This window comes from Ruminococcus sp. D54t1_190329_F1 (assembly GCF_015551645.1).
Taxonomy (GTDB): Bacteria; Bacillota; Clostridia; order Lachnospirales; family Lachnospiraceae; genus Blautia_A; species Blautia_A faecis.
Window position 1 is genome coordinate 1 of sequence record NZ_JADNDC010000045.1, and the last position, 20,329, is coordinate 20,329.

A 20,329-nucleotide genomic window follows, 5' to 3' on the forward strand; every position below is an offset into this window, starting at 1 on the left:
TCCCCCTCCCCTCGTTAAAAGTTCCTAAATAACCTCAGTTCCAGCCGACACACAGCATTTGGGCAATGTGTATTACTCCAGCGAGCCATTTCAGGCGCGTTCTTAGCGCAGATGAAATCCAGCGCTTACGAAGACTTATGCGTGAGGGCTCTCCCGAACGCATTAGTCGCAGTTAGCGATTAGTTCATCGGAGCGTTGCGCCGGCGAGTGAGTAATACACATTGTCCAAATGCGTCCGCCTTGAAGAACTTTTAATCCACTAAATAGCAAAAAAAGTGGATTGACAAAGCCAAAAAAATGATATATTATATAGCATATTTTTGAATAAGAATTTGTTTTGACAAAGGCGTCAAAGAGAAATGGATAGGTTAAGTGCCCCCTAATCCTCCTCTTTGACGCCTTTTTTACATATTAGAACACATTAAAAGCAATTGGAGGAGGAAATCGAAAGATGGCAGTAAAATACGTTTTTGTCACTGGCGGTGTTGTGTCAGGACTGGGAAAGGGAATCACAGCAGCTTCACTTGGGCGACTTTTAAAGGCAAGAGGTTTTCAGGTCACAATGCAGAAATTTGACCCTTACATCAATATTGATCCCGGAACCATGAACCCTATTCAGCATGGAGAAGTCTTCGTAACAGACGATGGAACCGAGACCGACCTGGATCTTGGCCATTATGAACGATTCATTGATGAAAGCCTGGATAAAAATTCCAATGTAACTACCGGAAAAATTTATTGGTCCGTTTTACAAAAAGAACGCCATGGAGACTTTGGAGGAGGAACCGTACAGGTAATTCCTCATATTACAAATGAAATCAAAAGCCGCTTCTATCGCGCAAAATCCCCGGATGAAAACAGGATTGCCATTATCGAAGTAGGCGGAACAGTAGGAGATATTGAAAGCCAGCCATTTCTGGAATCCATCAGACAGTTTCAGCATGATGTGGGGCATGAAAATGCAATCCTTATCCATGTAACCCTGATTCCATACCTGAAAGCTTCAGGAGAAATGAAAACAAAACCAACCCAGGCCAGTGTAAAGGAGCTTCAGGCAATGGGAATCCAGCCGGATGTTCTGGTATGCAGAAGTGAATATCCGCTGACCGACGACCTGAGAGCAAAAATTGCCCTGTTCTGTAACGTGCCGGTAAGCCATGTACTTCAGAATCTGGATGTAGAGTATCTGTATGAGGCCCCACTTGCGATGGAACGTGAAAAATTGGCAGATGTGGTCATGCAGTCATTGGGACTTGAAAAAAGAAAACCAGACCTTACGGACTGGGAAGCTATGGTAGAAAATCTCCGCCATCCGGATAAAACTGTAAACATTGCCATGGTAGGAAAATATACCCAGCTTCATGATGCATACCTTAGTGTGGTGGAAGCTCTGAAGCATGGCGGAATCGCATGTAAAGCGAAAGTAGAGATTACCTGGATCGATTCCGAAGAGTTAAACGAGAAGAACCTGGATCAGAGACTTTACCAGGTAGATGGAATCCTGGTTCCAGGTGGTTTCGGCGGAAGAGGAACAGAAGGAATGATCCTGGCAGCTCAGTATGCCCGTGTACATAAGATCCCATACCTTGGAATCTGTCTTGGAATGCAGATGGCAATCGTAGAATTTGCCCGTCATGTACTTGGTTATGAAGATGCAAACAGCATTGAACTTGCACCAGAAACTACCAATCCGGTAATTGCCCTTATGCCAGACCAGGAAGATGTGGAAGATCTTGGAGGAACCCTGCGCCTTGGAAGTTATCCATGTGTGCTTGCGGATGGTTCTTTATCCCTGGAACTTTTCGGACAGAAAGAAATTCAGGAACGTCACAGACATCGTTATGAAGTTAACAATGCATATCGCAAAGAACTGGCAGAAAAAGGCATGACCATAGCAGGAACTTCTCCTGATGGTCACATTGTGGAAATGATCGAGATTCCGGCAAACCCATTCTTTGTAGGAACCCAGGGACATCCGGAGTTCAAATCAAGACCGAACCATGCTCACCCGCTGTTCCGTGGATTTATCCAGGCAGCTGTAGATAAAGTAAACAAAGAGGAAACTCTTAATCAACAATAGAAAGGATGAGGAAAATGAAAGAAGTGATAAAGGAAAGGCAGGGACTTTACCGTCAGGAATTTGAACATGATAACTGCGGTATCGGTGCAGTTGTCAATATCAAAGGCAAAAAATCCCATGATACAGTTGCCAACGCATTGCGGATTGTAGAGAATCTGGATCATCGTGCCGGAAAAGATGCAGAAGGCAAAACAGGTGATGGCGTTGGTATCCTCCTTCAGATTTCCCATAAATTTTTTAAGAAAGCATGTAAAAAAGAGGGAATCGAAATCGGCCAGGAAAGAGAATATGGTATTGGCCAGTTCTTTTTCCCACAGCATGAGATCAAACGTGCCCAGGCAAAAAAAATGTTTGAGATCATTGTGGAAAAAGAGGGACTGGAGTTCCTTGGCTGGAGAGAAGTTCCGGTAGTTCCGGAGGTTCTTGGACATAAGGCAAGAGAGTGCATGCCATGCATTATGCAGGCATTTATCAAAAAGCCGGATGATCTGGAAAAAGGCATCGCATTTGACCGTAAACTGTATATTGCCCGCCGTGAGTTTGAACAGAGTAATGATAACACTTACGTATGTTCTATGAGTAGCCGTACGATTGTTTATAAAGGTATGTTCCTGGTTGGACAGCTTCGTACATTTTTCTCTGATCTTCAAAGCCCTGATTATGAATCTGCGATTGCATTGGTACATTCCCGTTTCAGTACCAACACAAATCCAAGCTGGGAGAGAGCACATCCAAACCGTCTGATCGTGCACAATGGTGAGATCAACACCATCCGGGGAAACGCAGATAAGATGCTGGCAAGAGAGGAAAATATGGAGTCCCCATACTTAGAAGGGGAAATGCAGAAAATCCTTCCGGTAGTCAACCGAAATGGTTCCGATTCTGCAATGCTCGATAATACGCTGGAATTCCTTACCATGAGTGGCATGGATCTTCCTCTTGCAGTGATGATCACTATTCCGGAGCCATGGGCAAATAACGATACCATTTCCCAGGAAAAACGTGACTTCTATCAGTATTATGCCACTATGATGGAGCCATGGGATGGACCTGCATCTATTCTTTTCTCAGATGGAGATGTGATGGGTGCAGTGCTTGACCGTAACGGTCTTCGTCCGTCCAGATATTACGTAACATCCGATGGCTGCATGATCCTTTCTTCTGAGGTTGGAGTATTGCCGGTACCGGAAGAGAAGATCATATTAAAAGAGCGTCTTCATCCTGGAAAAATGCTTCTGGTAGATACGGTTCAGGGCAAGATCATCGATGATAACGAATTAAAAGAGATGTATGCAAAGAAACAGCCATACGGCGAATGGCTGGACAGCAATCTGGTACATTTAAAAGATATTAAGATTCCAAACGAAAGAATGGAAGAATATACAGAGGAACAGCGTTCCCGTCTTCAGAAGGCTTTCGGATACACTTATGAGCAGTATCGTACTTCTATCCGAAACATGGCGTTAAACGGTGCTGAGAGCATTGGCGCAATGGGTGTGGATACACCGTTGGCAGTATTTTCCAAACAGAACAGACCGCTTTTTGACTACTTCAAACAGCTTTTTGCACAGGTAACCAATCCGCCGATTGATGCGATCCGTGAGGAGATTGTCACCAGCACAAGCGTTTATGTTGGAAAAGACGGAAACCTTCTGGAGCAGATTCCGGAGAACTGCAAGGTATTAAAGATTAACAATCCGATCCTTACCAATACAGATATGCTGAAAATTAAGGAAATGCATCACGAAGGCTTTAAGGTGGCTGTTGTCTCCACTCTTTATTACAAGAGCACAAAGCTTGAGCGTGCTATTGACCGTCTGTTTGTAGAAGTTGATAAAGCATACAGGGATGGTGCCAACATTCTGGTGCTTTCCGACAGAGGCGTGGATGAAAACCATATGCCGATTCCGTCTCTGCTGGCTGTTTCTGCAGTACATCAGCACCTTGTAAAGACGAAAAAGAGTACTTCTCTTGCTATTATCCTGGAATCCGGCGAGCCGAGAGAGGTTCATCATTTTGCTACTCTTCTGGGCTATGGCGCAAGTGCAGTCAACCCATATCTGGCATTGGAGACAATCCATGAGCTGATCGATACCCATATGCTGGACAAGGACTATTATGCAGCTGTAGACGATTATAATCATGCAGTTATCAGCGGTATTGTTAAGATCGCTTCCAAGATGGGTATTTCTACAATCCAGTCTTATCAGGGATCTCAGATTTTCGAGGCAATTGGTGTATCTCAGGATGTTATCGATAAATATTTCACAGGTACTGTAAGCCGTGTTGGAGGCATTACACTGGAAGATATTGAGGAGAATGTAGAAAAGCTTCATTCAGAAGCATTTGACCCGTTAGGACTTACCACAGACCTTACTCTGGATAGTGTGGGTGCCCACAAAATGAGAAGCCAGGGAGAAGAGCACCGTTACAATCCGGCAACCATTCATCTCCTTCAGCAGTCTACAAGAACAGGCAGCTATGAGATGTTCAAACAGTATACAGATCTTGTGGATAAGGAAAATCACGGCAATCTTCGTGCGCTTATGGACTTTAAGTATGCAGAAAATCCTATCCCTCTTGAAGAGGTGGAGAGTGTTGATGAAATCGTAAAGCATTTTAAGACTGGTGCCATGTCCTATGGTTCCATTTCTCAGGAAGCACATGAGACACTTGCTATTGCAATGAACCATCTTCATGGAAAATCAAATACCGGTGAGGGCGGTGAAAGCAATGAAAGACTGGATTCAGCAGGAACAAAAGATGACAGATGTTCTGCGATCAAACAGGTAGCCAGTGGTCGTTTCGGTGTTACCAGCCGTTATCTGGTATCTGCAAGAGAAATCCAGATCAAAATGGCACAGGGCGCAAAACCTGGTGAAGGTGGACATCTTCCGGCGAAGAAGGTTTATCCATGGGTTGCGAAAACCCGTCACTCCACACCTGGTGTTTCTCTGATCTCCCCGCCGCCGCATCACGATATCTATTCCATCGAGGACCTGGCAGAGCTGATTTATGACCTGAAAAATGCAAATAAATATGCAGATATTTCTGTAAAGCTGGTTTCTGAGGCTGGCGTTGGTACGGTTGCAGCCGGAGTTGCAAAGGCTGGTGCACAGGTAATCCTGATTTCCGGATATGATGGAGGTACTGGTGCAGCACCCAGAAGCTCCATTCACAATGCAGGACTTCCATGGGAGCTTGGACTTGCTGAAACCCATCAGACACTGCTTATGAACGGACTTCGTAACCGTGTCCGCATTGAGACAGACGGTAAACTGATGAGCGGTCGTGATGTTGCAATTGCAGCACTTCTTGGTGCAGAGGAATTCGGTTTTGCTACAGCACCTCTTGTAACTATGGGTTGTGTAATGATGAGAGTCTGCAATCTGGACACCTGCCCGGTTGGTGTAGCTACCCAGAATCCGGAGCTGAGAAAGAGATTCAAAGGCAAACCGGAATATGTTGAGAACTTTATGAAATTTATTGCCCAGGAGCTTCGCGAATATATGGCAAAACTGGGTGTGAGAAGCCTGAAAGAGATGGTAGGACGTACGGATCTCCTGGTTGCTACAGATGCAGTTGATGAGCCGCACAAAGGTAAAGTAGACCTTAGTGCAATCTTGAACAATCCATATGCAAAAGCTGGCAGCGAGGTAACCTTTGATCCGAAAGCAGAGTACAATTTCCAGCTGGAGAAGACTCTGGATGAGAAAGTTCTTGTGAAGAAATGCAGTCGCGCAATTCATGGCGGTGAGAAGACCAGATTTTCGGTAGAAGTAAAGAACACAGACCGTGCATTTGGAACAATCCTTGGTGCGGAGATTACCAGAAATAATAAAAACGGACTGCCGGAAGACACGGTAGAGATTGATTGTACAGGAGCCGGAGGACAGAGCTTTGGTGCCTTTATCCCGAAAGGTCTTACTCTGAAGCTTACCGGCGACTGCAACGACTACTTCGGAAAGGGTCTTTCCGGTGGCAAGCTGATCCTGAAGACTCCGGAAAATGCCGGTTACAAAGCAGAAGATAACATTATTGTCGGCAACGTTGCTCTTTATGGTGCAACTAGTGGAACTGCCTTTATCAACGGTATGGCAGGTGAGCGTTTTGCAGTTCGTAACTCTGGTGCCAATGCAGTTGTGGAAGGTGTGGGAGAGCACGGCTGTGAGTACATGACCGGTGGTCGTGTAGTAGTTCTTGGAAGAACCGGCAAAAACTTTGCAGCAGGTATGAGCGGCGGTATCGCTTATGTTCTGGATGTGGAAAATGTTCTTTATAAGAACTTAAATAAAGCGATGATTTCTATTGAAAAAGTAGACAATAAATATGACAAAAAAGAACTGAAAAATCTGATCGAAGCACATGTAGCTGCAACGGGATCGGAGCTTGGACAGAAGGTTCTGGATCAGTTTGACATGTATCTGCCTCACTTCAAAAAACTCATTCCAAATGAGTACAAGAAGATGATCACATTAAGTGCAAAGCTTGAGGAAAAAGGTCTGAACAGTGAGCAGGCGCAGATGGAAGCATTCTACGAAAGCATAGGAGTTAAGCATTAAGGAGGCAGAAGATCGTGGGAAAACCGACTGGATTTTTAGAATATAACAGAGAGACGGCAAAGGTTCTGCCGCCAAAAGTAAGAATTGCCAATTTCAAGGAGTTCCGTACTCCTCTTAATAAAGAGAAACAAAAACTTCAGGGAGCACGCTGCATGGCTTGCGGCGTTCCCTTCTGCCAGGCAGGCATGATGATCGGCGGCATGGCTTCCGGATGTCCGCTTCACAACCTGGTGCCAGAGACAAATGATCTGGTATTTACCGGAAACTGGAAACAGGCGTTTCTTCGTCTGAACAAGACACACAGCTTCCCGGAATTTACCTCCCGTGTGTGCCCTGCACTTTGCGAGGCAGCCTGTACCTGCAACTTAAATGGAGAGCCTGTTTCCACTAAGGAAAATGAACGTGCCATCATTGAGACTGCATATGCAGAAGGCTGGGTTGTTCCGCAGCCTCCGAAGGTTCGTACAGGAAAGACCATAGCAGTTATCGGAAGCGGTCCTTCCGGACTTGCAGCAGCACAGCAGTTAAACAGAAGAGGTCACAATGTAACTGTATTCGAAAGAAGTGACCGGATCGGCGGACTTCTTCGTTACGGCATTCCAAATATGAAGCTGGAGAAATCTGTGATCGACAGAAGACTGAAGCTGATGGAAGCTGAGGGTGTGAAATTTGTGACAAATACAAATGTTGGAGTGGATATTACAGCAGAGGAACTTTTGAAGAAATATGACCGTGTAATCCTTTGTTGCGGAGCTTCCAATCCCCGTGATATTAAAGTGCCGGGAAGAGATGCAAAGGAAATTTATTTTGCAGTAGACTTCTTGAAAAAAGTCACCAAAACTCTTCTGGACAGCGATTTTACCAAAGCTCCTTATGAAGAGGCAAGAGGCAAACATGTGCTGGTAATTGGCGGTGGTGATACCGGAAATGACTGTGTGGGTACTTCCGTACGTCTCGGCGCCAAATCTGTAACACAGCTGGAAATGATGCCAATGCCGCCAACAGAGCGTGCTGCTTCCAATCCATGGCCGGAATGGCCAAAGGTCTTAAAAACAGACTATGGCCAGGAAGAAGCAATTGCAGTGTTTGGACATGACCCCCGGGTTTACCAGACAACCGTTACTGAATTTATCAAAGATAAAAACGGAAATGTCTGCCAGGCCCGGATCGTAAAGCTGAAAAGCGAGAAAGATGCCAAAACAGGCCGTATGATGATGGTTCCGGTAGAGGGGACGGAAGAAGTGATCCCTGCAGACCTGGTACTGATCGCAGCTGGTTTCCTTGGAAGCCAGAAATATGTGACTGATGCATTTAAGGTTGCAACAACTGCAAGAACTAACGTAGAGACAAAACCGGAAGCTTATGAGACCAGCGTACCGCGGGTTTTCACAGCAGGAGATATGCACAGAGGCCAGTCTCTGGTAGTATGGGCAATCCGTGAAGGAAGAGAAGCCGCAAAGGCAGTGGATGAATCCCTGATGGGATATTCTTATCTGTAAATTGGCAAAAAAATGCTTTGTGGAATAATACCTGCTGAATCGCTGTCGGGAAAATAAAAAAGAGAGTATATAAAAAGTATGGTCGGGGGCAAACTAAATTTGCTCCCGATTTTCCGTTCTGATACAAAAGATTTATTTTGTACATCATTTTATACAACGCTGATATGGTAAAGTGGTAAAAAATAAGTTGACAAAGCATGACCTCATTGCTATAATTACCTCCATGAACAAGGGCGTTCTTCAGAAGGGTATCTTTTTGAAGTGCGCCTTTTTTGTTTAAATAAGTCATGCGTAATGGATGGATGAGGGCATGAGAGTGAAAGAAGGAGAGAACACCATGGGGAATTACACCAGAGAAGAAGTGTTACAGATGGCAGAAGACGAGGATGTAGAATTCATTCGTCTTCAGTTTACCGATATGTTCGGTACTTTGAAAAATATTGCGATTACAGCTCGGGAGCTCCCCCGGGCACTGGATAATGAATATGTAGTAGACAGCTCCTACATTGCCGGAATAGCAGGGGAGAAAGAGCCGGATATGTATTTACATCCGGACTATAATACTTTCACCATTCTTCCGTGGCGTCCGCAGCAGGGAAAGGTAGCCAGACTGCTCTGTGATATCTACCGCTCAGATGGAACGCCGCTTGAGAAAAGCCCGAGATATATTCTGAAACAGGTGGTAGAGATGGCTGCTAAGGAAGGCTATGTTTGTGAAGTGGATCCGGAATGTGAGTTTTTCTTATTTCACACAGATGATAACGGAGTTCCCACTACACTGACTCATGAAAAAGCTGGATATCTGGATATCAGCCCGCTGGATCTGGGAGAAAATGCAAGACGTGATATGGTTCTGAATCTGGAAGATATGGGATATGAAATTGAATCTTCCCATCATGAAACCGCTCCGGCACAGCATGAGATTGATTTTAAATTTTCCGGTGCAAATGAAATGGCTGACTGTGTGATGACTTTCAAAATGGCAGTCCGCACCATTGCAAAACGGCATGGACTTCATGCAACCTTTATGCCAAAGCCGAGAGCTGAGGTGAATGGTTCCGGTATGCACATTCATTTTGCATTGTATAAAGATGGAAAAAATATATTTGCTGATCCTGATGATGTAAATGGTCTCAGCGAGGATGCTTATCATTTTATCGGTGGTCTTCTTGCACATAGTGAAGAGATGGCCGCCATTACCAATCCGCTTGTGAATTCCTACAAGAGACTTGTACCTGGCTATGATGCTCCTACAGAACTGACCTGGACAAAGAATAACCAGAACTCTCTGATCCGTATTTCCAATTTAAGATCAGACAGCCTGGCAATCGAGCTTCGAAGCCCGGATGCATCTGCAAATCCTTACCTTGTGTTTGCTGTTTGTATTGCAGCCGGTCTGGATGGAATTCAGCAGAAATTATATCCTACCAAGGCATCGGATCGTTCTTTTTCCGAATCTGACCAGAAAGCTATGAATATTGGAAATCTTCCGCTGAACCTGGATGATGCCCTTACACATTTCGAGAATAGCACCTGGATCCAGAGTGTACTTGGTAAAAAGTTCTGTGAGGAATATGCAGCTGCCAAGAAGGAAGAATGGCTGAATTATATGAGACAGGTAAGCGAGTGGGAAATCAGCCAGTATTTATACAAGATTTAAGATAAGAGAGTAGCATGGTATGAACAGCAGCATTGTAATTGCATTACCGAAAATCGATGACGCAAAGAAAATACGTACCATATTGAACCGGCACGGTTTTTCTGTAGCTGCGGTATGTTCAACTGCTTCAACAGCACTTGCCAGCATGAGTGAGTTGGACGGAGGTATTCTGATCTGTGGTTATAAGCTGACGGACCGGTATTACCGGGATGTGCTGGAAGATATTCCTTCATATTTTGAAATGCTGTTGCTGGCATCTGGAAGAGTGATTGCGGAAGCGCCTACATCCGTCCTTACTGTGGAAATGCCAATGAAAGTCAGCGACCTGGTAAACACGGTGGATATGATGTTGTCCCAGATCGAGCGGCGGCTAAAAAAAGAGAAGAAGAAACCGAAAACGCGTTCCTGGAAAGAGCAGAATTACATTTCCAACGCAAAGTTTCTTCTTATGGAGCGAAACCATTTAAGCGAAGAAGATGCATACCGGTACATTCAGAAATGCAGTATGGATTCCGGGACAAATATGGTAGAGACAGCTCAGATGGTTCTGATGCTGTTATATGATGAGGTATAGTCTAAGGCAGAATTCTAATCCTGTTGTATAGGATTTTTCAGAAATTCTGGCTGGGGTTTTTATAAGATATATTTTTATGATTTTAGGAAATGGAGGATGAGGAAATGGAGTTTTTGGATGGAAGCTGGAAAAAAGAAGTGAGCAGCTGGGATGCACTGATGGGAGAAGAACTTCTGAATCAGGAAGCCATCCTGGAGGGCGCCATTCACAGTATCCGCAACATGGGAGATGTTGCATTTGTAATTATCAGAAGAAGAGAGGGTCTGTTTCAGACCGTTTTAGTAAATGAGGATGTTGATTTTTCCATTCATGATCTGAAAGAAGGCATGACAGTAAGAGTAAAAGGTGTTGTAAATAAAGAAGAGAGAGCGCCTCATGGCAGAGAGCTTCACATTCGTGAAATTCAGGTGCTGTCTTCTCCGGCTGAACCTCTTCCTCTTGCAATCGATAAATGGAAGCTGAATACTTCTCTGGAAGCCAAATTAAATTACCGTTCCCTTTCCCTCCGCAATATTCAGGAGCGCGCAAGATTTAAGATCCAGGAAGCTTTGACAAGGGCTTTTCGTGATTATCTCTATGAAAATGGATTTACGGAAATCCATACGCCGAAGATCGGAGCCAGAGGTGCTGAGGGAGGCGCGAACCTGTTTAAACTCAGCTATTTCCATAAACCGGCTGTTCTGGCTCAGAGCCCACAGTTTTACAAACAGATGATGGTGGGAGTTTTTGACAGAGTATTTGAGACCGGACCTGTTTTCCGTGCTGAGAAACATAACACCAAGAGACATTTAAATGAATATACAAGTCTTGATTTTGAGATGGGCTATATTGATAGCTTTGAAGAGATCATGGCTATGGAGACTGGCTTTTTGCAGTATGCAATGAAGCTTTTAAAAGAGGATTATGCAAAAGAACTGGAGATCCTGAAGGTTGAGCTTCCAGATGCTTCCAGGATTCCGGCAGTTCGTTTTGATGTGGCAAAAGAGCTGGTTGCGAAGAAATACAACCGTCAGATTCGTAATCCATTTGATCTGGAGCCAGAGGAGGAAGCCCTCATCGGTCAGTATTTTAAAGAAGAATATAATGCAGATTTTGTTTTTGTTACCCATTATCCATCTAAGAAGCGTCCGTTCTACGCAATGGATGATCCAGAGGATACCAGATTTACGTTAAGCTTTGATCTGCTTTTCCACGGCCTTGAGATCACAACAGGAGGACAGAGAATTCACGATTACAATGCCCTTCTGAAAAAGATAGAGGACAGAGGTATGGAGACAGAAGGAATGGAACAGTATCTGGATACATTTAAATACGGTATGCCTCCTCATGGTGGTCTTGGAATCGGTCTGGAACGTCTTACCATGCAGCTTCTCGGGGAGGAAAATGTCCGTGAGGCATGCCTGTTCCCAAGAGACCTGAACAGACTGGAGCCATAAAAAAGCTGGATATCCAGAAAAGATTTTGGTATGGATCCAGAGTGGAGCGTAATAATTTCTGTGCAGGAGGATGAGAAAATGGCAAAACAGATTGACGATGAAACCATGGAAAATGTTTGCATTCTTGCAAAACTTTCCCTTACAGAAGAAGAGAAGGAAAAGGCAAAAAAAGATATGCAGGAAATGCTTGATTATGTAGATAAGCTGGATGAACTGGATACATCCAGTGTTGAACCAATGTCCCATATTTTTGGCGACCAGAATGTATTTCGTGAGGATGAAGTTACAAATGGTGACAACAGCGAGGCAATGCTTGCAAATGCGCCAAAAGCCAAAGAAGGACAGTATCAGGTTCCAAAGACCATAGGATAGGAGACATTCACATGGAATTAGAAAAATTAACAGCCTTACAGCTGGCTGATAAGATTAAAAAACATGAGGTCAGTGTTCTGGACGGCGTCAAGGATGTCTTTTCTAAAATAGAGGAAAAAGATAACAGAATCCACGCATATCTGGACACTTATAAAAAAGAAGCGTATGCAAGAGCAAAAGAGGTGGAAAAAGGCATTGAGGACGGAACTTATACCGGTCCTCTTGCCGGTGTTCCCATTGCCATCAAAGATAACATTTGTGTACAGGGAAAACCTACTACCTGTGCGTCAAAAATTCTGGAAGGATTTGTTCCCCAGTATCAGGCAGAGGTGATCAGCCGGCTTGAAAAAGCAGGAATGATCATTATCGGAAAAACAAATATGGATGAGTTTGCCATGGGAAGTACGACGGAAACTTCTGCCTATGGCATTACCAGAAATCCATGGAATACAGAGCATGTTCCAGGCGGCTCCTCAGGTGGCTCCTGTGCAGCTGTAGCAGCAGGAGAGGCTTATCTGGCACTGGGCTCTGATACAGGAGGTTCCATCCGCCAGCCAAGCTCTTATTGTGGTGTAACAGGAATGAAGCCTACTTATGGTACGGTTTCCCGTTATGGGCTGGTTGCATATGCCTCTTCTCTGGATCAGATCGGACCGATTGGAAAAGATGTGGCAGATTGCGCAGCACTTCTGGAAGTGATCGCTGGCCATGATCCGAAAGACAGTACTTCCATTGACCGAAAAGACCTGGATTTTTCCAGTGAGATGACAGATAAGATTACAGGAATGAAATTTGGTGTTCCGAAGGAATATCTGTCAGAGGGAATTTCGCCAGAGGTAAAAGATGCCTTTATGGAAACCCTGAAAGTGCTGACCCAGATGGGAGCAATTGTAGAATTTTTCTCTGTCAAAACTATGGAATATATGATTCCGGCATACTATATTATTGCCAGCGCAGAAGCAAGCTCCAACCTGGAGCGCTATGATGGCGTAAAATATGGCTATCGTGCAAAAGAATATGACGGGCTTCATGATATGTATAAATGTACTAGAACGGAGGGCTTTGGAGAAGAAGTAAAACGTCGTATCATGCTTGGTTCCTTTGTTTTAAGCTCTGGTTATTACGATGCTTATTATCTGAAAGCCCTGCGCACCAAAGCACTTATTAAAAAAGAGTTTGATCAGGCTTTTGGAAAATATGACGTGCTTCTTGCCCCGGCAGCTCCTTATACAGCGCCGAAGATCGGAGAAAGCTTAAAAGACCCTATGGCAATGTACCTTGGGGATATTTATACAGTTGCCGTAAATCTTTGCGGACTTCCCGGAATTACAGTTCCCTGCGGAAAAGACAGTGCCGGACTTCCAATCGGAATCCAGATGATCGGAGACTGTTTTATGGAAAGGAAGATCCTTCGTGCTGCCCATGCCTATGAAAGCGTAAGAGGAGATTTTGGAACACCAGAGGAAGGAGGTAAGAGAGCATGAAACAGTATGAGACTATTATCGGACTTGAGGTTCATGTAGAACTTGCCACCAGAACAAAGATTTTCTGCGGCTGCTCCACAGCATTTGGAGGGGCACCCAATACCCACACCTGTCCGGTGTGTACTGGTATGCCAGGTTCTCTTCTGGTATTAAACAAAAAGGTGGTAGAATTTGCCCTGCGCGCAGGACTTGCCACAAACTGCAGCATCAATCAGTATTGCAAATTTGACCGTAAGAACTATTTTTATCCGGATAATCCGCAGAACTACCAGATTTCCCAGCTGTATCTGCCAATCTGCCATGATGGATTTGTGGAGATCGAGACAGAAGCTGGTAAGAAAAAAGTCCGGATCCATGAGATGCATATGGAGGAGGACGCAGGTAAGCTGATCCATGATGAGTGGGAGGACTGCTCTTTGGTAGATTACAACCGAAGCGGTGTTCCTCTGATCGAGATCGTTTCTGAGCCGGATATGAGAAGTGCAGATGAGGTTATCGCTTATCTGGAGAAGCTTCGTTGTACCATGCAGTATCTGGGTGTTTCCGATTGTAAGCTTCAGGAGGGCTCCATGCGTGCTGATGTGAACCTTTCTGTGAGAGTGGCAGGAAGCGATACACTTGGAACCAGAACAGAGATGAAGAACCTGAACTCTTTTAAGGCCATAGCACATGCTATTGAGGGCGAAAGAGAGCGTCAGATCGAGCTTCTGGAGATGGGTAAAAGCGTTACCCAGGAGACCAGAAGATGGGATGACAATAAAGAGTCTTCTCATGCAATGCGTTCTAAGGAGGATGCAAAGGATTACCGCTATTTCCCGGATCCAGATCTTCCGCCGATCCATATTTCTGATGAGTGGATCGCAAAAATCAGAACTGAGCTGCCGGAGTTCCGGGAGGAGAAGGCTGCCCGTTATCAGAGTGAGTTTGGTCTTCCGGAGTATGATTCCCAGATTCTTACAGAGTCCAGACATCTGGCTGCTTTGTTTGAAGATGTGGCTACGCTGAGCGGCAACCCGAAAAAGGCGGCAAACTGGTTTATGGTGGAAGTGCTTCGTCTTATGAAGGAAAAAGGCATTGAGGCTGAGAAGTTAAGATTTACACCGCAGCATCTTGCAGATCTTCTTACAATGGTCGATAAGAAGGAGGTAAGCCCACAGAACGCCAAGAAGGTATTTGAAAAGGTATTTGATGAGGATGTTGATCCGATCGCTTATGTGGAAGAGCATGGCTTAAAGATCGTGGAGGATACCGGGCTTCTTAGCAGCACCATCAGCAGGATTCTGGATGAGAACCCTGGACCGCTGTCTGAGCTTCTTGGAGGTAAAGAGAAGGTTATGGGCTTCTTTGTCGGTCAGATCATGAAGGAAATGAAGGGCAAGGCAAATCCGGCAAGCGTGAGAGAGGCGTTGCTGGCTGAGGTTGAGAAGAGAAAGTAGATTTACAGGAGGATAATCAGATGGTTACCGTTAATCATAATTATTTAAAACTGCCAGGAAGCTATCTTTTTTCTACAATTGGAAAAAAAGTGCGTGCCTACAAAGAAGAGAATCCGGATAAAGAGGTGATCAGCCTTGGTATTGGTGATGTGACACAGCCGCTGGTTCCGGCTATTATTGATGCTCTTCACGGGGCAGTCGAGGAGATGGCTCACGCAGAGACTTTTCACGGTTATGCGCCAGATCTGGGGTATGAATTTCTAAGAAGGGCAATCGCAAAGAACGATTACCAGGACAGAGGATGCGATGTTGCAGCAGATGAGATTTTTGTTTCTGATGGTGCAAAAAGTGATTCCGGTAATATTCAGGAGATTTTCGGAACAGATAATAAGGTTGCTGTGTGTGACCCGGTTTATCCGGTTTATGTGGATACCAATGTTATGGCGGGCCGTACCGGAGAGTATAATACGGTTCGTGAAAATTTTGACGGTGTGATCTATATGCCATGCCGCAAGGAGAATGGATTTTTGCCGGAGCTTCCATCAGAAGTGCCGGATCTGATCTATCTTTGCTTTCCAAATAATCCGACCGGTTCTGCTATTACAAAGGATGAACTGCAGAAATGGGTGGATTATGCCAACAAAAATGGCTGTGTGATCATTTATGATGCAGCTTATGAGGCTTATATCTCTGAGGAAAATGTACCGCACAGTATTTATGAGTGCGAGGGTGCGAGAACATGCGCGATTGAACTTCGAAGCTTTTCTAAGAATGCCGGATTTACTGGTGTTCGTCTTGGATTTACGGTTATTCCGAAGGAACTGGTACGAGATGGGGTATCACTTCACAGTCTGTGGGCAAGACGTCACGGCACCAAGTTTAACGGTGCTCCTTATATTGTACAGAAGGCAGGAGAGGCTGTCTATTCTGAGGCAGGTAAGGCTCAGCTGAAGGATCAGGTTGGCTATTATATGAGAAATGCAAAGCTGATCCATGATGAGCTGACAAAAGCTGGCTTCTCTGTTTCCGGTGGTGTGAACGCGCCTTATATCTGGCTGGAAACACCGGATAAAATGACTTCCTGGGAGTTTTTTGATTATCTCCTTAAAAATGCAAATGTGGTTGGTACGCCAGGTTCTGGTTTTGGTTCTCATGGAGAGGGCTATTTCCGTCTGACTGCGTTTGGAACTTATGAGAATACTCTGAAAGCCATTGACAGGATCAAGAGTTTGTAATTATAATTGAAGAAAGCTGAAAAACAGGGCGCATCTCTGGCGAAAGCTGGGGATGTGCCCTTTTACGAAGGAGGAGTCTGGATATGAAGATCAATCGTATTGAGCATATGTGTGAGGGGAATGGACATGTGATTATCAAGGAGCTGCTGGATGAGCAGCAGTTAAATGGGAAGTGCGGGCTTTATGCAGAGGTGACTCTGGAACCGGGATGTTCTCTTGGCTTTCATATGCATTATGGGGAGAGTGAGACCTATTATATTCTGACCGGGGAAGGGGAATATAATGACAATGGGACTTCCTGGAGACATGTGAAAGCAGGCGATATTACCTTTACACCAGATGGAAGAGGTCATGGACTGGCGAATACGGGGAATACGGATCTGGTGTTTATGGCGTTGATTATTAAAGATTGAGAGTGTTGCTATGCTCGCAAACCTGCCGAAAATCCCCAAGCCCCACAAGCAGTACCCGCTGCCACCTCCCCTGTGTATCGGTTGGAACTGGTTCAAATGTGGTATGACTTATCACTTTGGAGAGCGGGGCTCGCAAAACGATTGCGGGGGTGTGGCAAAGGGAAAAGTATAGAAAAATATTTAGGAGTTTAGAAATGAATCATACAGCAGAGAAATTACTTACATTTATCAAAGAGAGCCCTACTGCATTTCAGGCAGTGGAGATGATGAAAACAAGATTTACGGAGAATGGATTTACAGAGTTAAAGGAAGATGAGCACTGGGAGATAAAAAACGGTGGGAAGTATTTTGTGATCCGGAATCATTCGGCAATCATTGCATTTACCGTGCCAGAGGTTTCCAGCGACGTGTTCCATATTATTGCAAGCCACAGTGATTCCCCGTCTTTGAAGATCAAGGAGAATCCAGAGATGGTGGAAAATGGGTATGTGAAGCTGAATGTGGAACTTTATGGTGGTGCGCTTCTGGCTCCCTGGTTTGACCGCCCCCTTTCTGTGGCTGGACGTCTGATCGTGAAGGAGGATGAACAGATTTGTGAGAAGCTTGTGACTGTGGACAAAGATATGTTGATGATCCCGAATCTGGCTATCCATATGAATCGTGAGGCGAACAGCGGTTATAAGTATAATGTGCAGAAGGATATGCTTCCTCTTTATGGCCTGGAGAGCGCTAAGGGATCTTTCTTTAAAACTGTGGCAGAGGCAGCAGGGGTGAAAGAAGAGGACATTCTGGGACATGATCTGTTCCTTTATAACCGCATGCCTGGTACGGTTTGGGGCAGTGAGGAGGAATTTGTCTCTGCGCCAAGACTGGATGATCTGCAGTGCGCTTTTTCCTCTATGGAAGGACTGATTGCTGGAAAAAATGAGAAGAGCATCTGTGTACATATGGTAATGGATAATGAAGAGGTGGGAAGCGGCACCAGGCAGGGGGCTGCATCTACTTTCCTTCGGGATACCCTCCTTCGCATTAATCTGGGGCTTGGAAGAAGCTACGAGGATTATCTGATCTCTCTGGCAAAGAGCTTTATGATCTCTGCGGATAATGCACATGCGATTCATCCGAACTACCCTGAGAAGGCGGATCCGGTGAACCGACCGCATATTAATGCCGGAATTGCGGTGAAGTATAATGCGAACCAGAAGTACTGCACAGATGGTATTTCGGCAGCGATGTTTAAGGAACTCTGTAAAGAGGCAGGGGTATCCTGTCAGGTTTACGTGAATCGTTCGGACGTAGCCGGCGGCTCCACTCTGGGAAATATTTCCAATACGCAGGTGGCTTTAAATACAGTAGATATTGGACTGCCGCAGCTGGCTATGCATTCTCCTTATGAGACTGCCGGTGTGAAAGATACCTGCGACTTTGTAAAGCTTGCGGGGGTATTTTATGCCTGATAACATTTTCAAGGGAAGCTATGAAGGTGCTTCTTCTACAGGAAGTGGACAGCAGATTCACAAAAAAGCAGTGTTTTTTGATGCTGATGGTACGATCTGTGATATTGAAAAGGGGACACCGGCCAGTGCTGTAGAGGCGATTACAAAACTGGTGAAGAATGGCCATCAGGCATGGCTGTGTACAGGAAGAAGCAGGGCGTTTGTGCCTGATTATCTGGAACAGATCCCTTTTACGGGAATGATCAGTGCCTGTGGATGTACCATTGAGAAAGATGGCAAAAGGCTTTTTAACAAGGAGATGACCACGGAGGAGGCATGGCATTCGGTGGAGGTCCTTCGGAAATACGGCATGATTCCGGTGATGGAGGGTGCCGACTGGATGTACTACGATAAGGATGAGTATAATACAGATATTAACTGGTATGCTGATCTGATCACAAAGGCTCTGGGGGGTAAGTGGCGTCCTGTTAAGGGGTATGAACACGACCTTCATATTAATAAGATCAGTTCTAAGATCGTGCCGGGAAGTGATCCTGAGAAGGCCTGTGCGGAGCTTGAGGACTATTATGAGTTTATTGGCCATGTAGGGGAAGGTCTTGCCGGGGATACCATTGAGATGATCCCGAAAGGCTTTTCCAAGGCTGTTGGCATTGCGGCTGTATGCAGGATTTTTGATATTGCACATGAGGATACCATTGTATTTGGTGACAGCAATAATGACCTGTCTATGTTCGAATATGCAAAGACGAAGGTGGCAATGGGAAATGCGGCGCCTGGAATCAAGAAGCTGGCTGATTACGTGACAACGGATATTTTTCATTATGGAATTAAAAACGGGTTGGAGCACCTGGGATTGATTTAGCTGTTACTTTAGATCATTTCAGACAATTTGCGTACTCCGAGATAAGGGTAAAGGATAAAATATGGCAGAGCGATTAAATTACCAATGTAAATTTGAAAAATACAAAGAAGAGCTGATCAGATTGCGGCGTCATTTCCACAGGCATCCGGAACTGGGGCTTCAGGAGTTTGAGACATCTGCTTTTATACAGGAGTATCTGGGAAAATTAGGCTATCGGTTTCGGATTGTGGAGCCTACGGGGATCATTGCGGAGCATCCCTGTCAGGATGAGGCAGCTTTTGCCGGCAAAAAGAAAGTTGTGCTTCGCGCAGAGATGGATGCACTTCCTATACAGGAACAAACCGGACTGTCTTACGCATCGGAAAATGCCGGAGTCATGCATGCCTGTGGTCATGATGGCATCGTGGCTTCGGCGTTGGTGCTGGCGAGGATTCTGGCGGAAGAGGGAGAGGTTTTTCCAGTGCGGATGCGGTTTCTTTTTGAACCTGCCGAAGAAATCGGTGAAGGTGCAAAGCGAATGCTGGCAGCAGGTGCCCTTGATGGAGAACCAGATATTTTTCTCATGTTTCATTACGCAGTGGATCAGTCTTTTGGAATGGCAGTGCATGAGGGACAGGCTTCGGCTATGATCAATGGCATGGAAATCCGTGTTCATGGAAAATCCAGCCACTGGTGTGAGGCTCATAAAGGAATTGACAGTATTTATGCGGCTTCTCTGGTGGTAAAAGCCCTTCATGATCTTAATGAAACGTATAAAGGAAAAGGTCCCTGCCTGATCGGAATCGGAACCATTCATGGTGGAGAATACTCTAATATTATTACAGATCTTGTGACTCTTCGGGGAAATATCCGGGCTGCTTACGAAGAAGATTACCAGGCGCTGGATAAGCGGCTGAAGGAAACCTTGAATGAAATAGAAGCAAAGACGGGAACAAGGATCGAGTTGGAATATCCAAAGCCTGCAGTTCTGCCTTTTGCAAATGATCCGGAGCTTACCAGGATTGCGGAAACTGCAGGAAGGAAGATATTTGGAGAGCAGTTTCTTCTGGAAGGCGAGGAGCAGCTGTTTTTGTCCGGAGACAATGCCTATCGGTATTTTTTACATACAAAGGGCTTGTTCAGTGTATTTCTGGCAGGAATTCCTGATAAGGGTTATCCGCTGCATCATCCGAAATTTCAGATTGATGAGGATATTTTGCCATATAGCCTGGAGGCATTGTATGAAATACTGTCTGGCATTGACAAGGATATGTAACAGA

Annotated in this window: 14 protein-coding genes; all 14 read left to right on the forward strand. The window is 45.1% G+C overall.

Annotated elements, in window-relative coordinates; genetic code table 11:
* The first annotated feature begins 451 nt into the window (after positions 1-451).
* The 14 genes from I2D69_RS16745 to I2D69_RS16810 all read left to right on the forward strand — a co-directional run bounded on the left by I2D69_RS16745 (position 452) and on the right by I2D69_RS16810 (position 20,325).
* The gene (locus I2D69_RS16745) at positions 452-2,080 is read left to right on the forward strand and encodes a CTP synthase (RefSeq protein WP_118578480.1); all 1,629 of its coding nucleotides are present in this window, start codon (positions 452-454) and stop codon (positions 2,078-2,080) included.
* A gap of 14 nt (positions 2,081-2,094) precedes the next feature.
* Positions 2,095-6,642, forward strand: a complete 4,548-nt coding sequence (gene gltB / locus I2D69_RS16750) for a glutamate synthase large subunit (RefSeq protein ID WP_187565697.1) — start codon at positions 2,095-2,097, stop codon at positions 6,640-6,642.
* A gap of 14 nt (positions 6,643-6,656) precedes the next feature.
* A complete protein-coding gene (locus I2D69_RS16755) occupies positions 6,657-8,141 on the forward strand; it encodes a glutamate synthase subunit beta (RefSeq protein WP_173770058.1) in 1,485 nt (494 codons plus the stop codon).
* Between the two features lie 337 nt (positions 8,142-8,478).
* Complete coding sequence (gene glnA / locus I2D69_RS16760; protein WP_148462972.1) at positions 8,479-9,801, forward strand: type I glutamate--ammonia ligase; 1,323 nt, start codon at positions 8,479-8,481, stop codon at positions 9,799-9,801.
* Positions 9,802-9,820: 19 nt separating this feature from the next.
* A complete protein-coding gene (locus I2D69_RS16765) occupies positions 9,821-10,375 on the forward strand; it encodes an ANTAR domain-containing protein (RefSeq protein WP_118578478.1) in 555 nt (184 codons plus the stop codon).
* A 104-nt stretch (positions 10,376-10,479) separates the two neighbouring features.
* On the forward strand, positions 10,480-11,811 hold the full coding sequence (aspS, locus tag I2D69_RS16770; RefSeq protein WP_148462913.1) for an aspartate--tRNA(Asn) ligase: 1,332 nt from the start codon (positions 10,480-10,482) through the stop codon (positions 11,809-11,811).
* Positions 11,812-11,889: 78 nt separating this feature from the next.
* A complete protein-coding gene (gene gatC / locus I2D69_RS16775; protein WP_118578476.1) occupies positions 11,890-12,183 on the forward strand; it encodes an Asp-tRNA(Asn)/Glu-tRNA(Gln) amidotransferase subunit GatC in 294 nt (97 codons plus the stop codon).
* Between the two features lie 11 nt (positions 12,184-12,194).
* Positions 12,195-13,667, forward strand: coding sequence for an Asp-tRNA(Asn)/Glu-tRNA(Gln) amidotransferase subunit GatA (gene gatA / locus I2D69_RS16780; RefSeq protein ID WP_195380269.1), 1,473 nt, complete (start codon positions 12,195-12,197; stop codon positions 13,665-13,667).
* Positions 13,664-15,103: an Asp-tRNA(Asn)/Glu-tRNA(Gln) amidotransferase subunit GatB gene (gene gatB / locus I2D69_RS16785; protein ID WP_195380270.1), complete on the forward strand. Its 1,440-nt coding sequence runs from the start codon at positions 13,664-13,666 to the stop codon at positions 15,101-15,103. The genes gatA and gatB overlap by 4 nt, the downstream gene beginning before the upstream one ends.
* 20 nt (positions 15,104-15,123) lie before the next feature.
* Positions 15,124-16,338 carry an LL-diaminopimelate aminotransferase gene (locus tag I2D69_RS16790; protein ID WP_148462916.1) on the forward strand — a complete coding sequence of 405 codons (1,215 nt, stop codon included), beginning with the start codon at positions 15,124-15,126 and terminating at the stop codon, positions 16,336-16,338.
* An 83-nt stretch (positions 16,339-16,421) separates the two neighbouring features.
* The gene (locus I2D69_RS16795; protein ID WP_118578473.1) at positions 16,422-16,751 is read left to right on the forward strand and encodes a cupin domain-containing protein; all 330 of its coding nucleotides are present in this window, start codon (positions 16,422-16,424) and stop codon (positions 16,749-16,751) included.
* Between the two features lie 194 nt (positions 16,752-16,945).
* Positions 16,946-18,208 carry a M18 family aminopeptidase gene (locus tag I2D69_RS16800; RefSeq protein ID WP_148462917.1) on the forward strand — a complete coding sequence of 421 codons (1,263 nt, stop codon included), beginning with the start codon at positions 16,946-16,948 and terminating at the stop codon, positions 18,206-18,208.
* Positions 18,201-19,070 (forward strand): HAD-IIB family hydrolase, encoded by an 870-nt coding sequence (locus tag I2D69_RS16805; RefSeq protein WP_202017106.1) that lies wholly within the window; start codon positions 18,201-18,203, stop codon positions 19,068-19,070. The genes I2D69_RS16800 and I2D69_RS16805 overlap by 8 nt, the downstream gene beginning before the upstream one ends.
* 61 nt (positions 19,071-19,131) lie before the next feature.
* Positions 19,132-20,325 (forward strand): M20 family metallopeptidase, encoded by a 1,194-nt coding sequence (locus I2D69_RS16810; RefSeq protein ID WP_148462918.1) that lies wholly within the window; start codon positions 19,132-19,134, stop codon positions 20,323-20,325.
* Positions 20,326-20,329: the final 4 nt, after the last annotated feature.